The following is a 25,470-nucleotide window of genomic DNA, read 5'->3' on the forward strand; positions in this document are numbered from 1 at the left end:
GCCGAGCCGGCTTGCGGTGCGACGCGCGTTGACCAGCCACTCAAGGGCGTGGATGCAGCGACAGCCTCTGCAGCAGTGCCCTTGCCTCCGCCTGGCGCGTAAAGTCATCGTCGATGAGCGGCCGCAGCACCCGGCGGGCGGCGTCCGGGTCGCCGTCTGCAGCCAGTGCGCGGGCCAGGTTCAGCCCGATGCCGGGGTCAGAGCCTCGGTAGCCGTAGGCCTCGCGCAACAGCTTCCGCGCCTGCGCCGCATCGCCGGCGGCGAGGAGCGCGGCGCCGTAGGTATCCAGTACCTGTGGGTGATCCGGCGCCAGGGCATGGGCACGCTCGGCCAGCAGCACCGCGGTGGTCGGCGCCGACTCGGTCAAGAGCACGGCGAGGTCGTTCAGCGCGAACAGGTTGTCCGGGTCGAGCTCCAGCACGCGCCGGTACCAGCGCGCGGCGGGCTCCGCGTGGCCCAGGTCCGCGTGGACATCGGCCAGTGCCAGGGCGATATCCACGTCGCCGGCATGCTGCGCCATCCAGGGCTCGGCGCGGGCGATCACCGGCTCGCGCTGGCCGGCGGCCACCATGGTCCGCACCAGCCTCACAAAGAGCCTGGGGTTATCCGGGTCCCGCTCGTGCATGGCCGCGTAGAGCTCGGCCGCTTTGTCCGGACGCCCGGCATCCAGCAGCGTCTGCGCCTGCAAGGGCTCGATGAGGGGCGAGTCCGGCGCCCGGCGCTTCAGGTCGGCGATCAGACGCCGGCGCTGCCGCGGGTCCGTGTCGGCCGCGAACACCCGTGCCACCACGGGCGACGCCAGCGGATGCTCTGCGTGCCGCCGCCAGGCCTCCAGCAGGTGATAGCGGGCGGCGTCGCCGTTGCCGACTCGCGCCTCGGCCTCGGCGGTCAGCTCCGCCTCGTCGCGCTGCAAGGCCGCCTCGCCCAGGATCAGCAGCGCATCCACGTCGGCCGGGTCCGCTTGCATCAGGTTGCGGGCGATGGCCTCGGCAGCCTCGCGGTCGCCGGCGGCGAAGCGCAGCTTGGCCTCGGCCACCTGGAGCGCACGTACATCCGGCTGCGCGGCGCGGGCCTGCTCGATCAGCGCGAGCGCCTCGTCGCGGCGATCGAGCCGAAACAGCGCTTCCTGCCGGGCGATGATCAGCGCCACCGGCGCCTCGGGACGGGCGGCGTCCGCGAGCAGGCGTGCCGCTTCGCCATGGTTGCCGGCGGCCATGTGCGTCCGCGCCCGCAGCCAAAGCTGGCGCGTCGATGCGCCCTCGGCGTCCGCGAGCGCATCCAGGTAGCCCAGCGCCTGCTGATGATTGCGCAGCTGATTGGCGGCCAGTGCCGCGTAGAACAACGCATTCGCGTCCGCCGGCATGCTGCCAAGATAGCGCTCGAAGGCCGTGGCTGCGGCTTGCGACCGTCCGCGGGCCAGGGCCAGCCGGCCGCGGGCGTAGGCGAGCCCGACGAAGCCGGGCAGCTGCTCCGATGCCAGCGCGATGTCCCGCTCGGCGGCGTCGAGCTTGCCCAGCTCGACGCGGGACAACGCCCGCCAATACGCGGCCATCCATTTGCTCGGGGCGCGGGAGATGGCCTGGCCGAACGCCACCTCAGCGGCGGTCCGGTTGCCGCGCTGGTACTCGATCTGCCCCAGCAGCAGCCAGGCGTCGCCATTGTCCGGCTCTGTCTCCAGCGCCCGGTCCACCAGATCCCGCGCCTGGAGCGCAAAGCCGTCCCGCAGTGCCAGTACCGCGCGGCCGATCAACGGCGCCGCCGCGTCGGCGCTCAGCGCCATGGCTTCGTCGAGCTTGAGCTGCGCCTCGGCGACATGGCCGAGGCCCAGATGCGCCCTGGCCTGCTCGGCGAGCAACCGCGCCTGCTCGGTCGGGTCATCGAGCCGGCCCGGCTTCAGGGTGTCGAGCACCGCCCGGTACTCGCCCTGGAGATTCAGCGCTTGGGCCAGCTTGACCAGCACCCGCTCTGCCGGCACCCGTGCGTCCAGGGCGCGGCGCAGCGTCACCTCCGCGCCGGCACCATCGTAGCGGGCCAATTGCAGGTCCGCCCGCAACAGCAGCGCCTGCTGATCGAGCTGGTTCTCCCGCAGCAAAACCTTGACCGCGATGCCCGCCTGCGTCAGGGCGCCGCGCTCGTAGAGACGGCGGGCGGCCTCCGCGGTGCTGATCGGCGCGGCCGGCTTCAGCGGCTCGGCCCGGCGGCGGGCCCTGGCCGCCTCCGGGTCCAGATCATCGAGCACCGCCCGATCCAGCTCGCCGTCGGGCGCTGCGCCCGGCGCCGCCTCGTCCAACACCGCCAGCGGGTCTTTCTCCCGGGCGGCGGCCGCCGACGCGGGCTCATCGAGCACCGCAAGCGGGTCATCGTCCGCGGCCTGTGCGGCCCCGAGCCAACAAGCGGCGAGCACAGCGATGCCGCAGGCAAGAACGGGACGGGGAGTTTCAGTGAAGGTCATCAGTGATCGCACCGGCTGTCCTTGCGACAGGTTCGTCGAGGCAGGCGGTCGGCGGCTGGGTTGGCGGCTGGGTTGACGACCGGGGTTCCCCGCTGCCAGCCCGTCGTCGCCAATCGGGCGCCTCGCTGTGGGCGTCAGGACCGACGCCGCCGACGGGTCCAGCCGATCAGCCCGATGCCGGCACCGAGCAACAGGGCTGTGGCGGGCAGGGGGATCTCGCTGCCGCCCTGATTGTTGCCGTCGATCAGGTCGACAACGATGGTGTGATTGTCGGTTTCGAAGCCGGACGGGCCCAGCTCGGCAAAGACGATGTTCGTGATTTTGCTGGCGGCGTTCTGCGCGTAGATGTTGACGAAGGCATAGGGCTCGCCGGTGTTGTAGGAATCGTCGACGCCGAACGGGCCGTTGGGGTTTCCAAAGTGCCCGTCGGGCGGGTCCGTAAAGACGCCGGGAGCACCTTGCAGAGAAGGCGAGTCCAGAATGCCCTGGGTGACGAAGACACGGCTCGATCCATCCGCCATGTTCACGGTGAGTTGGTTCTCCCCGTCGCCTGCGCTCCACCAGAAGCCGAAGTAGCCGACCGGCTCCGCGGGACCGGCCGCGAGGAAGTCCAGCGTGTATCCCGCGTTGGTGGACTGGAGATAGTTTCCGCTGCCGTCTGCGCCACCGAATTCGCCCGCGGCCGGGGTTGTGCGGGATCCGCCTGCGTCTGGCGTACCGCCGATATAACGCCCAACGCTCGTATCCACCGAGCCGCCGGGCGGAAACGCCGAACCACTGGTGAAACCGTCGAAGTCCTCGACGACGTCCGGCGCCGTCCCTTGGAAGCTTTGGATGCCCGGTGCCTCAATGGTGAAGCGCAGGCTGCCGGCCTGCACCGCCGTCGCGGCGGCGGCGAGCCCCACGCCGACCAGAAACGCATACTTCGCTTGCATCATCTTGTCTCCTGAAACAGACGAGGAACAGCAGAGAGCAGGGAGAACAGAAGGTGGAGCGGTTGCTGGCCCCGGGACGGGCGCGGGCACCCGACACGCTGATGGCGTCGAACGCCCGCACCGTGACAGTGACCTTAGAGGTATTCACCCAAGGGTGAAATCAGTTGATATGCGTAAGGCTTTCCCTGACCCATGCCGGTGCCAGGCGGACGCCGGCAGTCGATGAGCATCTCCAGTGGACAGTCGGCCAGCTCGCCCCGGCGCGCTGCGCTGCGCATCGTAGCCACGCGGAGCTTGGAGCCACCGCTCGCCGGCACCTGGCCCCCAAACTGGTTGTCCGGCGAGGAGCCGATGAACATGGTCTCGTTCTCCTTAGCCTGGCGCGATGCCGTCCAAGTCGTCGGCACCAGTGTCCCTGGTCCCGAGCCCGGTCAGGGACCGGGGGCATCCCTGCTCGCACCCACTCGCCTGTCCCGCCGCTACAGCGCCCCCTCGTCAGTCAGCGACATGATGCCGGCGGTGCTGCCGTCCCTGTACGCAATGCAGCGCCAGCGCGCGCGCTGCGGGCCGACGCCGACGATGACCTCAGTGCCGGCCTCGGCAAAGGAGGACGACAGCAGCACCACGTCCGGGTTGTTGGTCGCGCGGGTCACATCGCGCAGGCAGGCCTGCTCGGCAGGTGTCGGCATCCGCGAAGAGGCCGGCGCGGTGGCTTCGCGGTTGTCGCCGGTGGTCTCGGTGCAGCCCGAGAGCGCCAGCAGGAGGGCGGTTGCGCCCGTGGTCAACAGGGCGGGGATGCGGGAACGCTGCATGCTGATCTCCATTGAATGAATGTTTCCGCGAAGCCAGACCGACTGTCGTCCCCCGACTCCGCGCCGCGGATCGGCGATCCGCTCAGTCGATAATCATCTCCAGCCGGTAATTGGCGACCTCGTCGCGACGGGCGGCACTGCGCATCAGGTAGACACGGATCTTGTAGTCACCGCTCGCGGGTAACGGCCCCTCGAACTGATTGCCAGACGTGGAGCCGATGAACATGCCTCGTTCTCTTTGCCCGGCGCGATGATGTTGAAGTAGGCGGCGCCGTTGTCCGTGGCCATGCTGACGTTCATGAGCTGGCCTTCCTTGGCACCGAGCACGTAGTCGACACCCTCGTAGCCCTTGATGCTGTCCTCCACCGTCGCGCTGTCAGCGCCCTTGTGGAACTGAACGCGCTCGGTGCGGATGTCGTCGGCCAGCGCGAGGGTTGCGGTGCAGGCCAGGGTCACGGCACAGGCCGCACAGGTGATCAGATGCATGATGAATACCTATCGAAAACACAAAACCAAGGAGGGCAGCCCTTCGTCACAGGGCGCGAGCAGATGGCGCCGTTGTCGGGCAGATGCCATTCGCCCTGCTGGGTAGAGATCTGGGAACGATCTGGGCATAGTCCGGAAACAGCCGGCACAGCGTGCGAGACTGCGATTGCGCAAGGCCTTCGCGCTCAACCCCACACAGAGGCTGAGAGCCTGACCGGGCATCCTCCTACCCACGGCAGGTACGCCAGTTCCGTCGCCGGTCCCTGAGCCAAGCGTTGCGCGGACATTAACGACTCCCTGCTGCCGTGCACATTGGAAGGAACACGTCAGGATTCTCCCGACGCACGGCGCAGGCGCAGAGTCAAAGTGGCGGCCAGCGATCCCTCAATGCGTCAATGCGACAGCGGCACTCGCGCTTGACGCTGCCGCGCATGTCGTCGCTCTTCCAGCAATCGTCGCGGCCCTTGATCCAGCCACGCTGCTCCGCCTTTAGCAGTTTCCCGTCGGCGGCAGAGCTCTGCCCCAGCACGCGGCCTTAGGGCGAGGTCAGACTCCGATCGAGATCCGCGAGCTCGGCGTCATCGCAGATGAGCCGCTCGACACTGTTGGACGCCCTGGCGCAAGGGAAGCACGTCCTCCACGCTGTCCGAAAAGCGCTGCACTCAGGCTATGCCTTACGCGAAGCCCCTGATTGCAGCGAGGCAATGCCGGCGCGACCATGTTCGCGTGGGTGCCGTCGCGTGTGCACCACGGCCCTCCAATCAGGGCGCAACACATCATCTTTAGAAACCCCAACACCCATCACACCACTCGAAGCGAGGTCGACCGTCAATGAACTGGGATCAGATCAAGGGCAAATGGCATCAGGTGAAGGGCTCGATCCGAGCCAAGTGGGGCGAGCTCACTGACGATGAAGTGGAGGAGCTGGACGGCAATCGCGAAAAAATGGTCGGCAAGATTCAGGAGAAGTACGGTGTCGCCAAGGATGAGGCCGAAAAGCAAGTGGACGAGTGGACCAAGAGCCACGGCTGACGCCCGCAAACCGCGTTCAGCAACCGCTGCGGACGTGCCGCAGCTCGCCGCGGCTCCCTGTGCCCTGCTGACGCAACCGATCTGTCACCCGTAACCCTTCCACAGGAATCAACTATGGATCTCACGAGTCTTTTGATCTTTCTCGCCATCGGCGCGGTTGCCGGCTGGCTCGCCGGCATCGTCATGCGCGGCGGCGGCTTCGGTCTCGTCGGCAACATCATCGTCGGTATCATCGGCGCCGTGGTGGGCGGCTTCGCCTTCGGCTTGCTCGGCATCACCACCACCGGGCTGCTCGGCTCCATCGTCACTGCCACCGTGGGCGCGCTGATCCTGCTGCTGATCGTCGGCTTCCTGAAGAAAACGGCGTAACGCGGAGCCGCCGCCACGACGCTGGCGGCGGCTCAAGACCACCTTCAGCGACTGAGGCGGTGTCCCATCCCGCCGTTCCCCTTCCCATCCAACGCCGCCACGGTCACATCCCGACTGCTGATTCCGACGACTGATTCCGACTGCTGGGCGAAGACGGCGGGCATAGAGTGACTGGCGCCGGGCCGCGGAGCGCCTGAGGCAAGGGAGCAATTGCTGTCGGCGAACTGACGTCCACCAGCCCCAGGATGCCGACGGAACTCGGCGTACCCGGGTCCTGCCGCGCAACTCCCACAGAGCGCCGATCAGTCTCCGTCAATGCGGTGTGACCTGGTGGGCCGCCGCGGACCTGTGAAGCCAGGCGACGCTGGGCCGGGCCGGGCTCGGTGTGCCGATGCGACCAGCCAGCCCAAGCTTCCGGCCCGGGACTCAGCCTCAGGCGAGTCCTTTGGGAATACGGATCTTCTGTCCGGGAAAGATCTTGTCCGCGTCCTTGATGACCTCTTTGTTCGCGTCGACGATCTTCGGATAGACGTTGGCATCGCCATAGAAACGCTTGGCGATGGCGGAGAGGGTATCGCCCTGCTCGATGACGTAGAACTCGACGTCAGCGGACGGCGGCGGCGCCTCGAGCCCGTCCACCCTGACCTCCTCGACGCCCTTCACATTACCGGCCATGAGCACGGCCTTTTCCATGGCCTCAGCGCTCGCCGCCTTGCCGCTCAGCGACACGACGCCGTTGTCGTACTTCACATCCAGGCCGTCGATGCCGGGGTTATCGGACTCGATCTCCTGCCTGATCTTGTCGCTGGCCTCGGCCTCTTTGCCGAAGAGGCTCTTGCCGATGTTCTTGGCGAAATTGAAAAGACCCATGGTGATGATTTCCCGTTGTCGTGGTGAACGAAGGACGATGCCGCTCGGGTCGACGTTGCAGGTACGGGCAGCGTGCCCGGGTGTGATTGGTGAGCGCCGCAAGCTAACACCGCCCCATGAATACAGCAAGTGCCAAACACAGCAAAGCCGGGACCCTTGGGCCGGAATACCACCCCGCTCGACGGACGCGGCCAAGCCGAAGCGGCACCCGTTCCCGCCGCGATGACTCCAGGCCCGCAACCACGAGAGCACAACCAAGTCGACCGCGGCGGTTGCAGGGTCGTTCAATCGCGCGGCAGGTCGTGTCAGGCAAGTCCGTACGCATTTCCACCGAATACGAAAGACCACACAACCAAAAAACTTGCGATTTCAGTCGAAGTATTGTACACAGAGCCCTGAAAGCACGCAGATTTTTGATCTGCATGACCAGTGCCGCCAGCGGCAACGAAGCGCGCTGCATGACAGCGGCGTCGGCGTTGAATGCAGTTCGCCAGCGAACGCAGGAGATTTCGTCATGATGTCCAAGCCCATTCACCGCAGAACCGCTTTGCTGCGGCTCGCCGCACTCGCCGGCACGCCGCTCTTCGCCGGCAGCCATGCCATCGGTGAGGAAGTCATCAAAGAGATTCACATGCTCAAGCCGGGCGAATTCACCTGGCATCCGGAGCGCTCGCCCAAGGGCGCGGTGGCCATCGTCGTGTCCATTCCGGAGCAATTGGTCCACGTCTACCGCAACGGCATCCGCATTGCGGTGTCCACCTGTTCCACCGGCCGCGAGGGCCACGCGACACCCACGGGTGTCTTCAGGGTGCTGCAGAAGGACAAGGATCACCGCTCGTCCACCTACAACAACGCGCCCATGCCGAACATGAACCGGCTCACCTGGGACGGCATCGCGCTGCACGCCGGCAATTTGCCGGCGTATCCGGCGTCGCACGGGTGCGTACGCCTGCCGCTGGCCTTCTCCGAGCGGCTCTGGACCGTGACGCATCTCGGCACACCGGTGATCATCGCCGGCGCACATTCGGACCCCTGGGAGCTGACCCACCCCGGCATGGTGCTCGGCGCCGACGCGGAAGACGAGCTCGAAGCGGCTGTCGCGGCCCTGGAGGACAAGCGCCACCCCGCCGACTGGGACAGCATGCAGGAATACCCCGTCACCACCGTCGTCGCCTCGACGCTGGACGGCAGGATCGACCTCATCGAGGACGGCCGTGTCGTCGCCGAGGGCAGCCTCTCGGTGGACGGCACGCCGGGCGCCTTCGGCTCCCATGTGCTGATCCTGAAGGGCGCCCACGACGGCAGCAAGGGCCTCACCTGGCAGGCCATCAGTCACCACGAGCGCCCGGGCACGACGCTCGCGGGCGGCATGTCCGCAGACGCCCTCATCGCCCGGCTGCGCGCCAATGCGAGCTTCCGCCGCAGCATGCAGCGGCGCATGCATCCGGGCATGGTGCTGGTGGTGACCGACCTGTCGCTGCACCCGGACCGGCGCTCGGACACGGACTTCGTGATCATGCGCAGCGCCTGAAGCCGCGGCCACGGCGCCGTGGCGCATCCGCAGCGCATCGCCACCGCCTAAGCCGGTGCCCAAGGCTGGAGCCCGATGCAAATCCGGCGCTCAGCTCGATTGCCGCCGGCGGGCGGCCAGGACACGGCAAAGGGCCGCGAGCAGGAGCAGGTTCAGCAGCGGGCAGAGTGCGGCCACCCATGGACGTATGGGCTCGGGCAGGTCGCCGAGCCAGGCGACCCAAGGCTGCCCCAGCAGGATCACGAAGACCCATGACAGCGGGTCCCGCGCCTGCCCCAACCAGCCGAAGGTCCCGATCAGACCGATCCCGAGCGCCAAGACATAAGCGAGCGCCAGGAAACCGAGGGTCCATGCACAAAATGTCCTTGCCATGGCTATCCGCGCCGGGCTTCCCAGAGCGGCAGGGTTCCCAAGCGCCCGGCATCGACAGAGCCACCATTCGGACAGCGTGCGGCGAACAGGGACATTGCATGCTGGAGGACACTGGCGAAAGCCACAGCAGGCGGGATCATCGGCATGAGCGCCAACGGACTCGCTCGGCGCATGCGGTGGGTGGGCTTGTCGTGCATAGGCGGTCGAGCATCCATCGGCCTCACTGGCGGGACATGGGCTTGCAGGCTGCGCAATGGCAAGGCGTTGCCAGTCGTCCCGCCCGCAGACCACCCCTGAGACGACCTGCTGATGCTAGCCTAGCGTCATGGGCCTGTAATGTCAGTGCATTTACGTCAGTCGTTCTCCTACAAGCCCGATGGCCCAACCCCCGATGGCCCAACCCGTTCATGCAGGCAGGTGTCGGGCATCGGCCAGGGCTCGCCGCACAGGCTCTGCCAGGGGAGTGGAGTCCGCCAATCACCCATCGAGACACCGCGGCAGGTGCAGCCACAGGCGCCGCAGCCAATGCCGGAGCGTCGCCGGCCTGTGCCGGCGCAGCAGGGCGCCGGGCCGTCTTGGGCTCCGCAGGCACTCGCACGTTATGATGCGGCGTCCACCGCAATCGATCCTGGTCACCCCAATCCGCGCATGATCGTCGCACTCAAGTCCTACGAGCAGCTGACCGAGGCCACAGATGACCGGGAGCGCTTCCAGCTCATCGTGGATGCCATTGGCGCGCTGGAAGAGGGTCGGCTGAACAGTGCCGACTTGGCGCGCACCACCGATGTGCACGCAACGGAGCTCCGCCTACAACAGGCGTTAATCGTCAGATCCTATGGATGATCGGTGCCGTGGCTACGGTGGTGGGCCTGATCCGTCTGCTGGACTATCTGCTGGCTTAGGCGACCGCGCCCCGCGGCGTCGCGCAACTGCCGCTGCTGTCATGCGAGCACAACCCCAATCAGTGGACGCGGCCGGCAGCCCCGCCGTCCACAAGACGCATTCAGACCCAATGCCGGCTGTCTTTCACCACCTATACGCCGGCGTCTGCGCCATTATGTGCATCGTCGGCACGTCAGTGGCCGGCGCCGGCGCCGGCGCGCAGGGCACAGCCCCCAGGGGCGACGACCTGCTGGACCTGCCCTTCGACGAGCTGCTTCAGGTGGAAATCAAGAGCGCCGGCAAGCGCGCGGAGGAGATTCGGGACATACCCGCCAGCGTCACCATCGTCACCCGCGACGAGATCGCCCGCTACGGCTGGCAGACGCTGGAGCAGGTGCTCGCCCACACGCCGGGCTTTTTCGTGCTGAGCAACACCGAAGAGCGCTTCATCGGCACCCGCGGAGCCGTGGGCGGCGGCGTTCAGTTCCTGGTGAACGGCATCGCCCAGCATCCCTCCCGTCAGAAGACGCTGACGGTGCCGGAGATCGCGCGCCTGGACATCCCGGTGGAGTCCATCGACCGCATCGAGATCATCCGCGGCCCCATGAGCGTGATCTACGGCAACAATGCCTTCCAGGGCGTGGTCAACATCGTCGCTGATGCCATCGCCGAGCGCGGCCCGCGCGTGTCGGCGAGCGGCGGCAACCGCGGCACCGCCGGCGCCTTCGCGCGCCTGGGCCAGCAACACCGCGACAGCTTCTGGCTGCTGAATGCCGGTGCGCGGCGCGACGACGGTCTGGCCGGCGCCTACGCGGACATGATGAGCCCGGAGCAGCTCGCCGCGCTGGACCCGGCCATGAACCAGGACATGGACGGTGACACGGACCAGCAGACGGCGAGCGTCCAGCTCGCGGCGGGCTGGCGCGGCCTGCGTGCGGACCTGCGCTGGAACCAGCGCGACTACGGGATCTATGCGCTGACACCGGCCTTCGACGACGGCACCCGCATCCGGCTCGATACCCTGCATGCAAGCCTGGGCTATGCGCACCGCTTCGACGACCGCCTCGGCCTGCGCGTCACCGCCACCCACAGCCAGGAGCACTATGACACTTACCAGGCGGACTTCCTGTTCCCCGACATCGACGCGGACCAGGACCAAAGCGCCCGCCGCTGGGAGCTGGAGCTGGACCTGCACTGGCGCCCCGAGCCGCGGCTGGACACCCTGTTCGGCTACCGCTTCCTTCAGGTGGACCAGGTGCGCAATCGCATCGAATCCGCGCTGCTGCTGGACGCCACCGACCACCTCGACGACTACCGTATCCACGACCTGTTCGCCGAGGCCGGCTGGCAGATCCATCCCCAGCTGCGGCTCGTGGCCGGCGCCCGACTGTCGCTGCTGCCCGGTCGCTATCGCTTCGAGCGCGACAACCGGCGCACCGGGCAGCGCACAGCGACCACCCTGCGCCTTAAGGACGACAAACAGCTGAACGGCCGTGCAGCGCTGCTGTGGAGCCCCAATGATTACAGCGTCGTGAAGCTCATCTGGGGCACCGCCTCCCAGGACACCGGCGACGCCTCCTTCGCGGCGCTGGAGCAGATCCAGACGCTGGAGCTCAACACCAGACTGACCCGCGCGCGCTGGATGCTGAGCGCCAGCCTGTTTCAGAACCGCATCGACAACATCGCCCGCAGCATCCAGGTGCTGGACACCGCCACCGGCGACTACCTGCCGGTGGACGACAATTCCGGCCGCTGGCGCACCCGGGGGCTGGAAGTCATCCTGGACGCACGCCCGCTGCCGGACCTGAGCCTGTCCGCGAGTCTCACCTGGCAGCACACCGAAGACCGCGCGAGCGGCATCGAGCCCGGCTATTCCCCGGCCCTGCTCGCCAAGCTGCGGGCGGATTACCGCCGCGGCTCACTCACCTACGCCGCCTACGCCCGCTACCTGGACGCGCTGAACGCGGACTGGGACTTCGTCACCGGCCCGGTACAGGGCGTCGTCAGCCGCATCGGCGAGCGCGTACCGGCCTACTGGGACATCGGCCTCAACCTGCGCTGGCAGCCCCGCGCCGAGGGTGCCGGGCCCTATGCAGCGCTCAATGTCAGCAACCTGCTCGACACCGACAACCGCGACCCGGCCAATGAGCTGACAGATCTCGACCGCGGCCTCATCGGCCCCGGCCGGACCCTGACGGTCACCCTGGGCTACGCGTTCTGACGCCGCGCCGCTGCCGCACCGCCGACGACAGCAGTGGGACCAGTCACAGTGCGGCACGCACGGATGCACCCTGACAGGCGTCCACGCCATGGGCGTATGCGGCGCCGGGTCGTGTGCCGCGCTCGTCTCCGCTGGCTGCCGTCTGCAATGCTCCTGCTGGCGCTCGCCGCCGTCACGCCGGGCGCCCGTGCGGCGGACGACCCGGTACTCGGGCTCAAGGTCGCCTACCTGTACAACTTCACGCACTTCATCACCTGGCCCGAGGACGCCATCGGCAGCCACTTCCGCATCACCGTGCTCGGCGATCCGGCCATGGCGACGGCGTTGCAGGCCCTGGAGCAGACCGACCGACAGGTGCAGGGCCGCCACATCCGCATCTCCACGGCGGCCGGCGACGCCGTGGGCAGCCAGATCCTGTTCATCGGTGCCGGCGCCACCGGGCAACTGCCCGCGCTGCTGGAGGCCACCGCCGCACGCCCGGTGCTGCTGGTGGCGGACACACCAGGGCTCGCCCGGCGCGGCGTCGCCATCAACTTTTTCCTGCGCCGGGACATTCTGGGGGAGGGGCAGCGCCTGCGCTTCAAGATCAACCCGGACAACCTCAACGGGCGCCGGCTCAGCGTCTCGGCGCAGCTCTACGACGTCGCCGAGATCGTCCGCTGAGGCCACACACCATGGCGCGCACCCGCTCCATTCGCACCCGCCTGCTGCTGGCGCTGCTGACGATGACGCTGCTGACCCTCGCCGTCTCCACCCTGCTGTCGGCGGCGCTGGACCTGCGCCTGATGCGCGCGAGCGCGCTGCGCGACCTGGAGATCCTCGCCGCCGTGGTGGGGGAGAACTGCACCTCGGCGCTGGTGTTCGACAGCCCGGACACCGCCGCACGGCATCTGGCGACCCTGGCCGCCGAGCGCCAGGTGCAGCGCGCCGAGCTCCTGGATGCGGCCGGCCGGCGCTTTGCGCTCTGGCAGCAGCCGGCGGGCGGTCCCGCGGCGGGGCCGGCGGTGGCAGTGCGCCACGAGCTGCACCTCGATGGCGCACCGCTCGGCGCCATCGTGCTGCAGGCCCGTCTCGGCGAGCTGCATCGGCAGGTACTGCACTATCTCTGGTTGTCCGCCCTGCTGGCGTTGGCCACTTTGGTGGTGGCCCTGCTCGTGGCCCTGCGGCTGCAGCGGCGCATCGCCGCACCCTTGTCGAGCCTCGCCGAAACGGCGCGGCAGGTGTCCGCGCAGCAGGACCTCAGCCTGCGCATGCCGCCGCACGGCCGCGTGGCCGAGCTGGACGACCTCATCGATGCCTTCAACAGCATGCTCGCCGGCCTCGAGAGCCGCGAGGGCCGCATCCAACAGCAGGCGGCGGCCCTGCACACGGCCAACACCAAGCTGCGCGCGCTCGCCGTGGACCTGTCGCTGCTGGAGCAGTCGGAGAAGGCCAGGCTCGCCGAGCAGCTCCACGACAGCCCCATGCAGAAGCTGGCCCTGGCGCTGCTGCAGCTGGAGAACGGCCTGGCGGAGCCGGATGCCGAAGGCCGCCAGCTCACCGACTCCGGGCTCACGCTGCTGCGCGAGGCCATCGGCGAGCTGCGCACCCTGCAATTCGAGCTGAGTCCGCCGGTGCTGGCGCAGTCCGGGCTGCCGGCGGCACTCCAATGGCTCGCCAAGCGCATGGGCGAGCGCGCCGGCCTCCCCATCGCCGTCCACCTGCCCGCGGCAGGCGAGGGCATCGACCTATCCCGCACGCAGTCGGTTACCCTGTTCCAATGCGCCCGGGAGCTGGTATACAACCTGGTCAAGCATGCCGAGGCAAGCCGCGGGCGCATCGAGCTGACCTGGGACGCAGCACGCGTGGCGCTGGAGGTGGCCGATGACGGCGTGGGATTTGCCCATACCATGGATACAACCGCCGCCAGCGCGACACCCCATCCCGGACAGCCCGCGCCGGTGAGCAGTCCAGCCGCAGGCGGCTTCGGCCTGTACAGCATTCGCGAGCGCGTCGCCCTGCTGGACGGCCGCCTCCGCATCCACACGGGCCCGCACGGCACGCGGGTCAGTATCCACCTGCCGCGCGACAGCGGTGCCGGGAGCACGACATGACGCTGACCACCCGCTCGGCGGCGGCCGAAGCAGACCACACCGGGCCCTCGGTGCCGGCAAAGCCGCTGCGCCTGCTGCTGTGCGACGACCACGCCCTGTTCAGAGAGGGCCTGGCAGCACTGCTGCAACGCAGACCAGACCGGAAAGTCGTGGGCGAGGCCGCCAGCGGCGCCGAAGCGGTGCGCCTTGCCGCCCTGCTCAAGCCCGACCTGGTGGTGCTGGACGTGGGCCTGCCGGACATCACCGGCATCGACGCCGCCCACGCCATCCGCGGCGCGGCAGCCGACTGCATCGTGGTGGCCCTGTCCATGTACGCCGACGGCCACTACGTGGAGGGCATGCTGAGCGCCGGCGCCCGTGCCTACGTGCTGAAGAACGACGTCAGCGGCGAGCTGCTGGAAGCCATCGATGCCGCGAGCCGCGGCGAGCGCTACCTGAGCCGCACCCTGCGCCTGGCCAGCGGCGCGGACACGGCGCACGGCGATGAGACGGCCCCCGCACCGCTCGGCCGTTGCCCGGACATCGACCGGGACCTGCTCACCGGCCGCGAGCGCCAGGTGCTTTGCCTGCTGGCCCGCGGTCGCCGGGCAAAGCAGATCGCCACGGAGCTCGACATCAGCATCAAGACCGTGGAGACCTATCGCTCCCGCGTCATGCACAAGCTGCACATCGACAACCTGCCGGGGCTGGTGCGCTTTGCCATCCGTGCCGGGCTGGTGACGGCGGAATGAGTCAAGGGACGACGCCCTCTGCACAGATCAATATACCGTCACCAGATTTAGTCACCAGATTTAGGCGCAGACCGCCGAGGCACGCGAGCGCTGCTGCCGCTGGGCCATCGCCTCTGCCCGTCGCCTGTTGACGATCGCCTGTTGACGATCGCCTGTGTAGGGAGAACCGCCGTCATGTCCGCCGCCGCCAGACGCCTGCCGCTGCTGCTCGCCGCCGTCGTCGCGGCATTCACCGCGCGGGCGGACGCTATCCGCACCGAGCGCGTGTTCTTCGCCCCCGGTGCCACCCGCGCCGTCATCGCCGGCAGCCTCGAGGGCCGCAAGAGCATCGACTACCTGCTCGGCGCCCGCGCCGGGCAGACGCTCTCGGTGACCATGGACAGCGACAACACCGCCGCGTACTTCAACGTCATCCCGCCGGACGCGCAGGACGTGGCCGTCTACGCCGGCCACTCCGGCCCGGAGCCGAACCGCTATCAGGGCACCCTGGACCTCGACGGCGACTGGAAGCTCCGCGTCTACCTCTACCGCGCCGCCGCACGCCGCGGCGAGCGCGCGGACTACCGGCTCGACGTCAGCATCACCGGGGAGCCGGACCCAGCCGCCGCCCGCGCGGCCAACGACTTCGGCCCGCGGGAATGGGACGCCCGCGGCGACCTCGGCTGCGCCCGTGGCGGACAGCCGATGCAGCCCGCCGCCTGCCCGTTCAAGGTGACGCGCTACCGGATGGAGCCGGGTGCCACCATCTTCGTCCTGCCACCCGGCGTCGCGGCCGAGCCGGGCGCCGAGCGCATCCTCTATTTCCAGGGCGGCGCATGGTCCACGCCCACGGCGGATGCCGTAGCGGTGAGCAAGCGCGCCGACCTCTGGACCGTCACCGTCGGCGCGGAGACCTACGAGATCCCGGAGGCCGTCATCGTCGGCGGCTGACGGGCCGCGGCGGGCCTCCCGGCATCCACCGCACCACCCACCAAGCTGCTGCCCGGTACCACCGCCCATGCTCACGCCCCGCTTCGAGGCGGCCCTTGTCTACGCCGCCCAGCTCCATGCCGCGCAGACCCGCAAGGGCAGCGGCGTGCCCTATGTATCGCACCTGATGGCGGTGGCGAGCCTGGTGCTGGAGGCGGGCGGCGACGAGGACGCCGCCATCGCCGCGCTGCTGCACGACGCAGCCGAAGACCAGGGCGGGCTCCGGACCCTGGCGGAGATCCGCCGGCGCTTCGGCGACGCGGTTGCGGACATCGTCGCCGCCTGCTCGGACACCTTCGAAGAGCCCAAGCCCCCCTGGCATGCCCGCAAGCGCGCCTACCTGGCGCACCTGCGCGACGCGCCGCCGTCGGTGCGGCTCGTCTCCTGCGCGGACAAGCTGCACAACGCCCGCGCCATCGCCACGGATCATCGCCGGCTCGGGGATGCCCTGTGGGCGCGCTTCAACGCCGGCCGTGACGACATCCTCTGGTACTACCGCGAGCTCGCGGCCATCTTCACCGAGCAGGGCCCGGAGCCCCTTGCCGCCGAGCTGGCGCTGGTGGTGGAGGGCCTGCACCGCGACACCGGCTGAGCCGGTACCCGCACCGTGCAGCCCCGCTCAGCGTCCCGCCGGTCAGCCGCCGCGGCGGGACACGCCGGACGCCGCGGCAACGGCTACCATAGGCGCATCTGCCGCGAGTACCCGCCGGGGAGGAGCCCCACACATGCTGCCGGTCGAGGCCATCGTCCTGGATATCGAAGGCACCACCACCGCCGTCGCCTTCGCCACCGACGTGCTCTACCCCTATGCCCGGGCGCGCCTGCCCAACTATGTCCGCCAGCACCGCGACGAGCCGGCGGTGGCGGCCATCCTGGACGAGGCGCGGGCGGCGGGTGAGGTCTGGAACGACGAGGCGGTGGTGGTGCGCATGTGCCATTGGATGGAGCGGGACCAGAAGGTCACGCCGCTCAAGGAGCTGCAAGGGCTCATCTGGGAGGAGGGCTACCGCAGCGGCGTGCTCACCACCCACCTGTATCCGGACGTGGCGCCGACGCTCGCCGCATGGCACGCCCGCGGGCTCAGGCTCTACATCTACTCCTCCGGCTCCGCATACGCCCAGCGGCTCATCTACGGCCACACCGTCGCCGGCGATCTGACGCCGCTGTTGTCCGGCTACTTCGACACCCGCATCGGCCACAAGCGCGAGGTGGCCTCCTACCGGCGCATCGCCGAGGCCATCGGCACCCCGCCCGGGCGCATCCTGTTCCTGTCGGACGTCCGCGAGGAGCTCGATGCCGCCCGGGAGGCCGGCTGGCAGACGCTCTGGCTGGTGCGCGAGGGGCTGCCGGGGCTCGCCGCCGCGCACCGGCGGGTGACGCGCTTCGACCAGATTCGGCTCTGAGCCAGGCCACAGACGCGCGGCGGGCCGGAGCAGGCGAATCCCGACGCGCCGGGGCGGCACCGCAACGTCGCCGCCGGCAACAGCGCTACAGAATCCCCTCGCGCTTCAGCTGGCTGGTGAGCACCTCGATCTGCACGTCGAGGTCCTCCACATCCCGCTCCAGCAGCACCTGGCGCTGCTCGCGGAAGGCGGCCTCCACGGTCCCCAGCGCGTCGCGAAAGCGTTGGTCCAACGCCGGTGCGGCCACCTGCCCATGGGTCTTCGCATAGCCCTCCACCACCCGCTGCACGCCATCCAGGTAGACGTTCAGGAACTTGCGCGCCCGCCAGAGATCCCGCGGGTCGTCCTGCACGCGCTGCAGGATGTCGCGCGCCAGCGCCGCGATGCCGGCGAGCCGCGTGTCCAGCTCCGGTTGGCGCATGTGGCGGCTCGCCTCCTCGATGGCCGTGATGGAGTCAGCGGCGCGCCGCAGCGACTGCTCGGCATGGCTGCCCATGCCCTGTGGTCGCCGGCGCACGGGAAGATCCAGGCCATACGCAAACTGGAACCCGAGCAGCGTCACCAGCGCGAAGGCGATGCCGATCGTCGGATCGTGCCCGGCACCGAGCCAGGCGGTGACGCCGCTGCCGAGGGCAATGAGTCCGGCACCGAGGGTCTGCGGCGGCCAGCGCCGCCACCAGGCGCCGCCGTGCAGGGCGAAGGCGCCGTCGGCGAGCCCGCGCCGCGCCAACAGCGCACCGCCCAGGAACAGGCCGTAGCCCACCGCGTCACCCAGCAGCAGCACCAGCTGCCCCCGCATCAGCGCCACCAGCGCGGCGGCCGCCGCCGGCAGCGGCAGCACGAACAGGAGCCAGTCCGGCACCCCAGCCGCACGGCCCCGTTGCGACCCCTGGGCCGCCGCACCGCCGCGCGCGCCGGCGAGCAATTGCCACAGCAGCACCAGCAGACCGGCGCCGATGGCGAGGAGCAGCAGCAGGAACAGCAGTCGCTTCATGGCGGCAGCCTCAACGCGGTGCGGCCGGCAGCACGCCGGCCGCCGCCGGCGCACTGCATGAGGTGAGCAGCGCCTGCGACGACGCGACGCCGATGCCCACCACCAGGAGCAGGATGCCGAGCAGGCGACGTTGTCGATCCGACATGGCAAAGGTCTCCGCATACCGGCCAAGCAGCGGCCGGCGGCTGTGATGGCGGCCCCGCCGGGAGCGCCGCCTGAGCCCGGCACGCGCTGCTCAGTATGGCGCAGAAGCAGTGCCGCCGCGAGCACGCACGCCTCTTCGACCACGATCCTGCCTTGGATCAAGCGCCGCGCAACCGAGCTTGACCGGCCGTGTACTCTCGCCCGAGCATAGGTCTTACACCTTCCATTGCTTAGGCGTTTCACTGATGCTTGCATCAGGTCTTGCGCAATTCGACGAGGCGCAGCCCACCGCCCCAAGTCATCAGCCGCCCGGATGGGCGCCGCACCCAATTCCACCCGGTGCCTGGCGCAAACCGTTCGTCGCCGCTGGACGCGCTGCCGGGAGACACCCGCTTCCGCCACCGCCGCCCCCGCGGCGACTGCCGACGCCAGGGGGCCGGCGCTGCGGGTCTCCCACGGACCCCGCCGTCGCGATCTGGTCTTTGCGCGGCGCTGCCTGCCCGCTCGCAGCCGCCTGAGGCCCTGCACATGGACATGCAACGCGGGCTGACGCCCACCCTGGCACCGGGCGCACGCGTCACCATCCGCGACGAGGACTGGGTCATCCGACGCATCGATCTCAGCGACGACGGCGGCCAGGCCCTGACCTGCGACGGCCTCTCCGAGCTGGTGCGCGGCACCTCCGCCATGTTCCTCGACCGCCTGGAAGCCGACATCGCCGTCCACGACCCGGCGCAGACCGAGCTGTTCCAGGATCTGAGCGACTACTTCACCGACACCCTGCTCTATCTGGAAAGCCAGCGCCTGCGCACGGTCGCCAACGATGCCCACATCCACCGCGCCCACCAGGCGGTGATGCAGGTGGCCGAGTACCAGCGCGTGCCCGCCGAGCAGGGGCTCCGGCAGGTCCGGACCCGCATCCTCATCGCCGACGGGGTCGGCCTCGGCAAGACCCTCGAAGCCGGCATGCTCACCACGGAGCTCGACATCCGCGGGCGCGGCCGCCGCATTCTGGTGGTCACGCAGAAGAGCATGCTGACCCAGTTCCAGAAGGAATGGTGGTCCCGCTTCACCATCCCCCTGGTGCGGCTCGACTCCGCCGGCATCCAGCGCATCCGCAACAACCTCCCGTCCGGCCACAACCCCTTCAACTACTACGACAAGACCATCGTCTCGATGGACACGCTGAAGGGCAACAGCGAGTACCGCAACTATCTGGAGACCTCGCGCTGGGACATCATCGTCATCGACGAATGCCACAACGTCGCCATGCGCAAGGGCGACACGGGCTCGTCCCTGCGCGCCCGGCTGGCCAAGCAGCTCGCCACCAAGTCCGACACCCTGATCCTGCTCTCGGCGACCCCCCACGACGGCTCGGCGCACAGCTTCGCCTCCCTGATCTGGCTGCTGGACCCCACGGCCATCTCGGACCCGGACGACTTCACCCGCGCCGACCTGGACCGCAAGGACCTGTTCGTGCGCCGGTTCAAGAAGGACATCAAGGGCCAGGCCCAGGGCCAGTTCCCGGAGCCGTTAACCCGCCGGCTGTCCGCCCAGGCCACGCCGGAGGAAGAAGCCGCCTTCCAGGCCGTGCTGCAGATCCCCTTCACCCAGCGCGGCGAGCGGGCCCAGGGCAGACAGGGCGAGCTGCAACGGGTGGGGCTGCAAAAGGCCCTGTTCTCCAGCCCCGCCGCGGCGGCCGCCTACGCGCAGAACCGCATCGACAAGCTCGGCCGGAAGCCGAGGCCCACCAACGCCGAGCAGGCCGAGATCCACGCCTTGGAGGCATTGCTGCGTGCACTGGACGCCATTGATCCCGAGCGCTTCAGCAAGTACCAGCGCCTGCTGACCGCGCTGCGCGCGCCCGACGCCCGCTTCACCGGCGCCGACACCAGGGACCGGCTGGTGATCTTCTCCGAGCGCATCGAAACCCTGCACTGGCTCCTGGCGCACCTGTCACGCGACCTCGGCCTCGCGCCCCAGGCCTTCACGGTGCTGCACGGCGGCCTGGCGGACATCGAGCAGCAGGAGATCGTCGAGCGCTTCGGCCAGGAGCACGACCCGCTGCGCGTGCTGCTGTGCTCCGACGTCGCCGCCGAGGGGCTCAATCTGCACTACCTCTGCCACCGGCTGGTGCACTTCGACCTGCCCTGGTCGCCCATGGTCTTCCAGCAGCGCAACGGCCGGGTGGACCGCTTCGGCCAGGCGCACACCCCGCGCATCGACTACCTGCTCACCGCATCCGACCTCGAGCGGGTCAAAGGGGATCTCCGCGTCATCGCGGTCCTGGTGCAGAAGGACGAGCAGATCAGCCGCAACATCGGCGACCCGGCGTCCATCCTGCGCAAGCACAGCATCGAAGCCGAAGAGCAGGTGGTCGCCGAGGCCCTCGCCGGCGGCATGACCGCCGAGCAGTTCCAGCGCGAGTGCATCGATGCGGCCGCGGCCCCGGACGCAGCAGACGACGGGGACGACTGGGAGGCCCTGCTGTTCGGCACCGCCGATGCGCCACCAACCGCTGGGCCGCCGCCGGAGCCACACCGCTTCTTCGGGGACGTCTACGCCTTCGCCAAGCAGGCCATCGCCACCATCCCGGAGGCCGACGGCTACCGCATCGACGACCAGGCCCGCATGCTGCGCCTGGACCCGCCCGCGGACCTGCGCCGACGGCTGCGCCGCCAGCTGCCCGCCGAGGTGCTGCGCGAGACCGACCAATACCTGCTCTGCGCCCACCGGGGCATCGTCGAGGAATCCATCCAGCGCGCCCGCGAAGCCGACCGCCAGGGCGCAGCCTGGCCCGACATCCAGTTCCTCTGGCCCCAGCACCCCATCTGCCAGTGGCTCATGGACCGGGTCATCGGTGCCGTCGGCCGCCGGCGTGCCCCGGTCATTGCGAGCACCCAACTGGCGGCGGACGAGCACGCCTTTCTGATGCTCGGCCTGATTCCGAACCGCAAAGGCCAGCCGCTGATCGCCGAGTGGAAGGCCGTGACCCGCCAGGGCCAGGCCGACTACGTGGTCGAAGACTTCGACGCCTTCTGCACCCGCGCCGGCATCGCGGAGCGCAAGCTCCCCAACCCCAAGCGCCCGCTGGACCTGGCGGCGCTGCAACACTCACTCCCTGAGGCCGTCGTGGCCATGCAGCGCTGCGTCGAGGGCCAGGTCGAGCAGTTCAGCGCCGCCCGCGACGCGGAGGTCCGGCGCAAGCTCACGGAGCTCGACGAGCTGCGCAGTGCCCAGGAGCGCCAGCTGGAGCTGCGCCTGGCCGGGTCGGACCAGCCCGAGCAGCTCAAACAGGGCAAGCGGGCACAGCGGCTGAAAGACATCGAGCAGGTCTTCGCCGAATACGGCCAATGGGTCAAGGACAGCCTGGAGGTGCAATCCGTGCCCTTTGTGCAGGTGCTTGCCGGCGTCACGGGAATCGGCAAACGGGCCCACTCGCCAGGGAGAAGGTTGCGGTGAGGTACTCACCGCATGCCAAGGACTGCAAGCCCAGGCCCAGGCGTCTACACTAGACCAGTCGCCAGACCAGTCTTGAGGCAAACATGAGTATCGAAGTCGGTTCCTATGACGCCAAGACCAAGCTGCCCGAGTTGCTCCGCGAGGTGCAGGCCGGCCGTCGCTTCACCATTACGCTGCGTGGTAAGCCGGTCGCGGATCTCGTTCCCAGCGAACAAGACAAACGTGCGGACCCCGGCGAGGCCATCGCCGCGATGCGTGCTTTCCCTAGAGTCCAAGGCGTCGCAGCCGCGGACGTCGAGGATTGGATCGCGGAGGGTCGCCGATGAGCCTGGTGCTCGACGCATCCATGGCCCTGGCGTGGATCTTGGCGCGCGCCGACCCCGATGAACGCCTGTTGGCGGACCAGGCCCTGGAAACATTGGCCGAACAGCCGGTGCTGGTGCCAGCCCTGTGGCATATCGAGATCGCCAATGCATTGCTGGTCGCGGAGCGCCGGCAAGTGGTCCGGGAGGCCCAGGTCATCGACTACCTGAACCGTCTCGCCCGCCTACCCATCCAAACCGACGACGTCCGCGTCGCCAGCCGGCAGGAGTCGATCATGGCCCTGGGCCGAGCCCATCGGTTATCGGCCTACGACGCCAGCTACCTGGAGCTCGCGCTCCGGACCGGCTCCGCCCTGGCCTCTTTCGACGCCAAGCTCCTGTCGGCAACTCGCCAGGTCGGCGGCGCGGTTTTCGGGGTCGCCTCCGCATAGGCCAAGACCCGGCAGAGCGCTTGCTGAGACCGCGCCATGGGAACCGAAGAACGCCTCGATGTCTTCCCCGGCATCGGCAACGAGAACGAGTTCTACAGCCACCACTTCTTCGCGCACGTCTTCAAGTCGCGCCTCAAGGACTGGCTGAAGGAGCAGGCATCCGCCACCCCGGACGCTGAGCCGGCACCGGAGCCCGTCGACAAGCAACTGCGCCGCCTCGCCGCCCCCTTCTTCCAGCGGCACGCCGACTATCCGCAGGAGGCCGACTTCGCCGCCCGCCTGCGCTGGCACCGGGACCTGCACCGCGGCCTGCTCGGCGCCCTGGGCTACACCATCGAGCCACAGGAGCGCGAATGGATCGGCGGCCAGCCGCTGCCCGTCTGGTGCGCCCTCGGCCGCGGCAACCCGGGCGGCGACGCCGACCTGCCGGAGCTGGTGGTCATCCCCGCCTTCAACCCGCAGCAGAAGCCCAGGCCCGACGACCCGGCCACCGACCCGCTGGACGTCACCCTGTCCCCGCGCCACTTCCGCATCGAAGAGCTGCCGGCCGCCTACTTCGGCAAGCGCAGCAAGACCCCGCGCCCACTGACGGAGCTGCTCTCCGACGCCCTCTTCGCCGCCGATCACCCGCCGCGCTTCGTGCTGCTGGTGGGCGAGCTGGAATGGCTGCTCATCGACCGCTTCAAGTGGCCCGCGAACCGCTTCCTGCGCTTCGACCTCGCAGAGATCCTCGGCCGCAAGCCGCCGGCGACCCTGAACGCCTGCCATGCGCTGCTGCACCGCGACGCACTGTGCCCAGAAGACGGCGACGGTCTGCTGGACACCCTGGACGCCGAGTCCCACAAGCACGACGCCGGCGTCAGCGAGGACCTCAAGTACGCCCTGCGCGAGGCCATCGAGCTGCTGGGCAACGAGGCCGCGTGCCAGCTCATCGCCGAGCACGGCTTCACCTACACCGGCACCGCCAAACCGCTGGACGCGGGTCGGCTCAGCGCCGAGTGCGTACGCCTGGTCTATCGGCTGATCTTCCTGTTCTACATCGAGGCCCGCCCGGAGCTGGGCTATGTGCCCATCAACAAGAGCGATGTCTACACCCGCGGCTACAGCCTCGAGCACCTGCGCGACCTGACGCTGACGGACCTGCACACCACCGCGGCCCAGCAGGGCAGCTATTTCGATGAGACCCTGCGCAAGCTCTTCACCATGGTGGCGGACGGCACCGTCGCCGGCGGGCAGCCCATGCAGCAGAGCCTCGCCGCCACCGTCAACGCCTTCGAGCTGCCGCCGCTGGACAGCCGGCTGTTCGACCCCGCCAGCACGCCGCTCCTGAACCGCGTCCGCTTCCGCAACCACCTCTGGCAGACGGTGCTGCGCGGTCTGTCCTTCGCCAAGGACCCCAAGACCCGCCGCACCCGCCGCGTGAGCTACCAGGCGCTGTCCATCAACCAGCTCGGGGCCGTCTACGAGTCCCTGCTGTCCTACCGTGGGTTCTTTGCGAGCGAAGACCTGTACGAGGTGATGCCGGCGGCGAAGAAGAAGCCGAAAGCGCCCCGACGACATCCTGAAGCTGCGGGTGCTGGAGCCCGCCATGGGCAGCGCCGCCTTCCTGAACGAGGCCGTCAACCAGCTCGCCGCGGCCTACCTGAGCCGCAAGCAGCAGGAGCTCAGGCGCCGCATCCCCCACGACCGCTACCCCCAGGAGCTGCAGAAGGTCCGCATGCGGCTCGCGGACGCCAACGTCTTCGGCGTGGACCTCAACCCCATCGCCACCGAGCTGGCCGAGGTCAGCCTCTGGCTCAACGCCATCTACGGCGAGACCGACGACACCGGCCGCCCGCTGCCGGCCCGCGTGCCCTGGTTCGGCTACCAGCTCTTCACCGGCAACTCCCTCATCGGCGCCCGGCCGCAGGTGTTCCGCGTCGCCCAGCTGCATGCGCCCAGGAAGATCAAGCAGGCCGGCAAGTCCGTCCCGAACCCCGAGTGCTGGCTCAACGCCGAGCCCCGCCGCGTCACCCTGGACGCCCCCCGCCAGAACGACGAGATCTACCACTTCCTGCTCCCCGACGAGGGCATGTGCGACTACGCCAACAAGGCGGTCAAGACCTATCACGACGCCGAGCTGAAGCAGATCAAGGACTGGAAGAAGGGGCTGATCGGCCGCTTCGCCGACGTCGAAATCCGCCGCCTCCTGCAGCTCAGCGCGCGCATCGACGCCCTCTGGCGCGAGCACGCCGCACAGCTCGCCCGCGACCGCGCCCGCACCGAGGACCCGCTGCCGGTCTGGCCGGACACCCGTGCCGGCACCGTCACCACCCGTGCCAGCAAGGACGCCACCCGCAAGGCCGGCATGCTGAGCGAGGACGGCGACCTGGCCACCCCCTACCGCCGCCTCAAGCTGGTGATGGACTACTGGTGCGGGCTCTGGTTCTGGCCCCTCGACAAGGCAGCCACCCTGCCCTCCCGCACCCAATGGCTCAGCGAGGTGGGCGCCATCCTGGACGGCAACATCATGGACATCCCAACGACGGATCAAGTGCAGACGGAGCTGGACCTGGCGCCTGAGCCAGCCAAGGTCGAGCAACAGGCCCTGGTGCCGGAGATCCAGGGCACGCTGTTCGACGACCTCCCCGGCCAGCGCGCCCTCGCCGCCGCCTCCGGGTCCCGCACCCTGCACGACCGCTACGGGGAGCTCCGCATCAAGCGGCTGCGCGAGTACTTCCCCCGCGTCGTGCAGGTGGAGCGCCTCGCCGAGCGCTACCGCTTCTTCCACTGGGAGCTGGCCTTCGCCGACCTCTTCCGCTGGCACCGCCCCGCTCCCGGCGGCAACGCGGCCGAGGCCGAGCGCGGCGGCTTCGACCTCATCCTCGGCAACCCGCCCTGGATCAAGGTGGAATGGGAGGAGAAAGGCGTCCTCGGCGAGGCGGACCCGAAGATCGCCATCCGCAAAATGAGCGCCTC

23 protein-coding genes and 1 pseudogene are annotated in these 25,470 nt (G+C 69.1%); 15 read left to right on the forward strand and 9 right to left on the reverse strand.

The window, feature by feature from the left end; all coding sequences use genetic code 11:
* Nucleotides 1-40 precede the first annotated feature (40 nt).
* From QZ607_RS19365 to QZ607_RS19385, 5 genes are all read right to left on the reverse strand, one after another.
* Entirely contained in the window at nt 41-2,452 is a 2,412-nt protein-coding gene (locus tag QZ607_RS19365) for a tetratricopeptide repeat protein (RefSeq protein ID WP_295886042.1), read from the reverse strand.
* Nucleotides 2,453-2,586: 134 nt separating this feature from the next.
* Nucleotides 2,587-3,390, reverse strand: a complete 804-nt coding sequence (locus QZ607_RS19370) for a VPLPA-CTERM sorting domain-containing protein (protein ID WP_295886043.1) — start codon at nt 3,388-3,390, stop codon at nt 2,587-2,589.
* A 131-nt stretch (nt 3,391-3,521) separates the two neighbouring features.
* Nucleotides 3,522-3,746: a hypothetical protein gene (locus QZ607_RS19375; RefSeq protein WP_295886044.1), complete on the reverse strand. Its 225-nt coding sequence runs from the start codon at nt 3,744-3,746 to the stop codon at nt 3,522-3,524.
* 120 nt (nt 3,747-3,866) lie between these two features.
* On the reverse strand, nt 3,867-4,199 hold the full coding sequence (locus tag QZ607_RS19380; protein ID WP_295886045.1) for a hypothetical protein: 333 nt from the start codon (nt 4,197-4,199) through the stop codon (nt 3,867-3,869).
* A 144-nt stretch (nt 4,200-4,343) separates the two neighbouring features.
* Nucleotides 4,344-4,685, reverse strand: a complete 342-nt coding sequence (locus tag QZ607_RS19385) for a hypothetical protein (protein WP_295886046.1) — start codon at nt 4,683-4,685, stop codon at nt 4,344-4,346.
* A gap of 831 nt (nt 4,686-5,516) precedes the next feature.
* Between QZ607_RS19385 and QZ607_RS19390 the strand changes: the two genes are divergently transcribed.
* Both QZ607_RS19390 and QZ607_RS19395 read left to right on the forward strand, forming a co-directional pair.
* Nucleotides 5,517-5,717 carry a CsbD family protein gene (locus tag QZ607_RS19390; RefSeq protein WP_295886047.1) on the forward strand — a complete coding sequence of 67 codons (201 nt, stop codon included), beginning with the start codon at nt 5,517-5,519 and terminating at the stop codon, nt 5,715-5,717.
* 114 nt (nt 5,718-5,831) lie between these two features.
* Nucleotides 5,832-6,086 carry a GlsB/YeaQ/YmgE family stress response membrane protein gene (locus tag QZ607_RS19395; protein WP_295886048.1) on the forward strand — a complete coding sequence of 85 codons (255 nt, stop codon included), beginning with the start codon at nt 5,832-5,834 and terminating at the stop codon, nt 6,084-6,086.
* A 432-nt stretch (nt 6,087-6,518) separates the two neighbouring features.
* Here the strand turns inward: QZ607_RS19395 and lysM are convergent, their stop codons facing one another.
* Entirely contained in the window at nt 6,519-6,956 is a 438-nt protein-coding gene (lysM, locus tag QZ607_RS19400) for a peptidoglycan-binding protein LysM (RefSeq protein ID WP_295886049.1), read from the reverse strand.
* 514 nt (nt 6,957-7,470) lie between these two features.
* Here lysM and QZ607_RS19405 point away from each other — a divergent pair.
* On the forward strand, nt 7,471-8,487 hold the full coding sequence (locus QZ607_RS19405; RefSeq protein WP_295886050.1) for a L,D-transpeptidase: 1,017 nt from the start codon (nt 7,471-7,473) through the stop codon (nt 8,485-8,487).
* A 90-nt stretch (nt 8,488-8,577) separates the two neighbouring features.
* Here QZ607_RS19405 and QZ607_RS19410 read toward each other — a convergent pair whose 3' ends face one another.
* The gene (locus tag QZ607_RS19410) at nt 8,578-8,859 is read right to left on the reverse strand and encodes a hypothetical protein (protein WP_295886051.1); all 282 of its coding nucleotides are present in this window, start codon (nt 8,857-8,859) and stop codon (nt 8,578-8,580) included.
* A gap of 648 nt (nt 8,860-9,507) precedes the next feature.
* Here QZ607_RS19410 and QZ607_RS19415 point away from each other — a divergent pair.
* The 8 genes from QZ607_RS19415 (at nt 9,508) to mtnC (ending at nt 17,158) form a co-directional block, all read left to right on the forward strand.
* Nucleotides 9,508-9,702: a hypothetical protein gene (locus tag QZ607_RS19415; protein WP_295886052.1), complete on the forward strand. Its 195-nt coding sequence runs from the start codon at nt 9,508-9,510 to the stop codon at nt 9,700-9,702.
* Between the two features lie 169 nt (nt 9,703-9,871).
* Complete coding sequence (locus QZ607_RS19420; RefSeq protein WP_295886053.1) at nt 9,872-11,962, forward strand: TonB-dependent siderophore receptor; 2,091 nt, start codon at nt 9,872-9,874, stop codon at nt 11,960-11,962.
* A 147-nt stretch (nt 11,963-12,109) separates the two neighbouring features.
* Nucleotides 12,110-12,625 (forward strand): YfiR family protein, encoded by a 516-nt coding sequence (locus QZ607_RS19425; RefSeq protein ID WP_295886054.1) that lies wholly within the window; start codon nt 12,110-12,112, stop codon nt 12,623-12,625.
* Between the two features lie 11 nt (nt 12,626-12,636).
* The gene (locus QZ607_RS19430) at nt 12,637-14,055 is read left to right on the forward strand and encodes a CHASE sensor domain-containing protein (RefSeq protein ID WP_295886055.1); all 1,419 of its coding nucleotides are present in this window, start codon (nt 12,637-12,639) and stop codon (nt 14,053-14,055) included.
* Nucleotides 14,052-14,786 (forward strand): response regulator transcription factor, encoded by a 735-nt coding sequence (locus tag QZ607_RS19435; RefSeq protein WP_295886056.1) that lies wholly within the window; start codon nt 14,052-14,054, stop codon nt 14,784-14,786. Before QZ607_RS19430 ends, QZ607_RS19435 begins: the two co-directional genes overlap by 4 nt.
* A gap of 174 nt (nt 14,787-14,960) precedes the next feature.
* Nucleotides 14,961-15,716 carry a hypothetical protein gene (locus QZ607_RS19440; protein ID WP_295886057.1) on the forward strand — a complete coding sequence of 252 codons (756 nt, stop codon included), beginning with the start codon at nt 14,961-14,963 and terminating at the stop codon, nt 15,714-15,716.
* A 67-nt stretch (nt 15,717-15,783) separates the two neighbouring features.
* A complete protein-coding gene (locus tag QZ607_RS19445) occupies nt 15,784-16,347 on the forward strand; it encodes an HD domain-containing protein (RefSeq protein WP_295886058.1) in 564 nt (187 codons plus the stop codon).
* Nucleotides 16,348-16,480: 133 nt separating this feature from the next.
* The gene (gene mtnC, locus QZ607_RS19450; protein ID WP_295886059.1) at nt 16,481-17,158 is read left to right on the forward strand and encodes an acireductone synthase; all 678 of its coding nucleotides are present in this window, start codon (nt 16,481-16,483) and stop codon (nt 17,156-17,158) included.
* A gap of 85 nt (nt 17,159-17,243) precedes the next feature.
* On the opposite strand, the gene QZ607_RS19455 is transcribed toward mtnC, so the two are convergent.
* Nucleotides 17,244-18,152: a 5-bromo-4-chloroindolyl phosphate hydrolysis family protein gene (locus QZ607_RS19455; RefSeq protein WP_295886061.1), complete on the reverse strand. Its 909-nt coding sequence runs from the start codon at nt 18,150-18,152 to the stop codon at nt 17,244-17,246.
* Between the two features lie 10 nt (nt 18,153-18,162).
* On the reverse strand, nt 18,163-18,297 hold the full coding sequence (locus tag QZ607_RS19460; protein ID WP_295886063.1) for a hypothetical protein: 135 nt from the start codon (nt 18,295-18,297) through the stop codon (nt 18,163-18,165).
* A 527-nt stretch (nt 18,298-18,824) separates the two neighbouring features.
* Between QZ607_RS19460 and QZ607_RS19465 the strand changes: the two genes are divergently transcribed.
* The 4 genes and pseudogenes from QZ607_RS19465 to QZ607_RS19480 all read left to right on the forward strand — a co-directional run.
* Entirely contained in the window at nt 18,825-21,758 is a 2,934-nt protein-coding gene (locus tag QZ607_RS19465; RefSeq protein WP_295886065.1) for a DEAD/DEAH box helicase, read from the forward strand.
* Nucleotides 21,759-21,841: 83 nt separating this feature from the next.
* Nucleotides 21,842-22,084, forward strand: a complete 243-nt coding sequence (locus QZ607_RS19470) for a type II toxin-antitoxin system Phd/YefM family antitoxin (RefSeq protein ID WP_295886067.1) — start codon at nt 21,842-21,844, stop codon at nt 22,082-22,084.
* Nucleotides 22,081-22,512, forward strand: coding sequence for a type II toxin-antitoxin system VapC family toxin (locus QZ607_RS19475; protein WP_295886069.1), 432 nt, complete (start codon nt 22,081-22,083; stop codon nt 22,510-22,512). Before QZ607_RS19470 ends, QZ607_RS19475 begins: the two co-directional genes overlap by 4 nt.
* Nucleotides 22,513-24,100: 1,588 nt before the next feature.
* Nucleotides 24,101-25,470, forward strand: a pseudogene (locus QZ607_RS19480) (hypothetical protein); the annotation flags it as partial.

The organism is uncultured Thiohalocapsa sp. (assembly GCF_913063425.1).
Taxonomy (GTDB): Bacteria; Pseudomonadota; Gammaproteobacteria; order Chromatiales; family Chromatiaceae; genus Thiohalocapsa.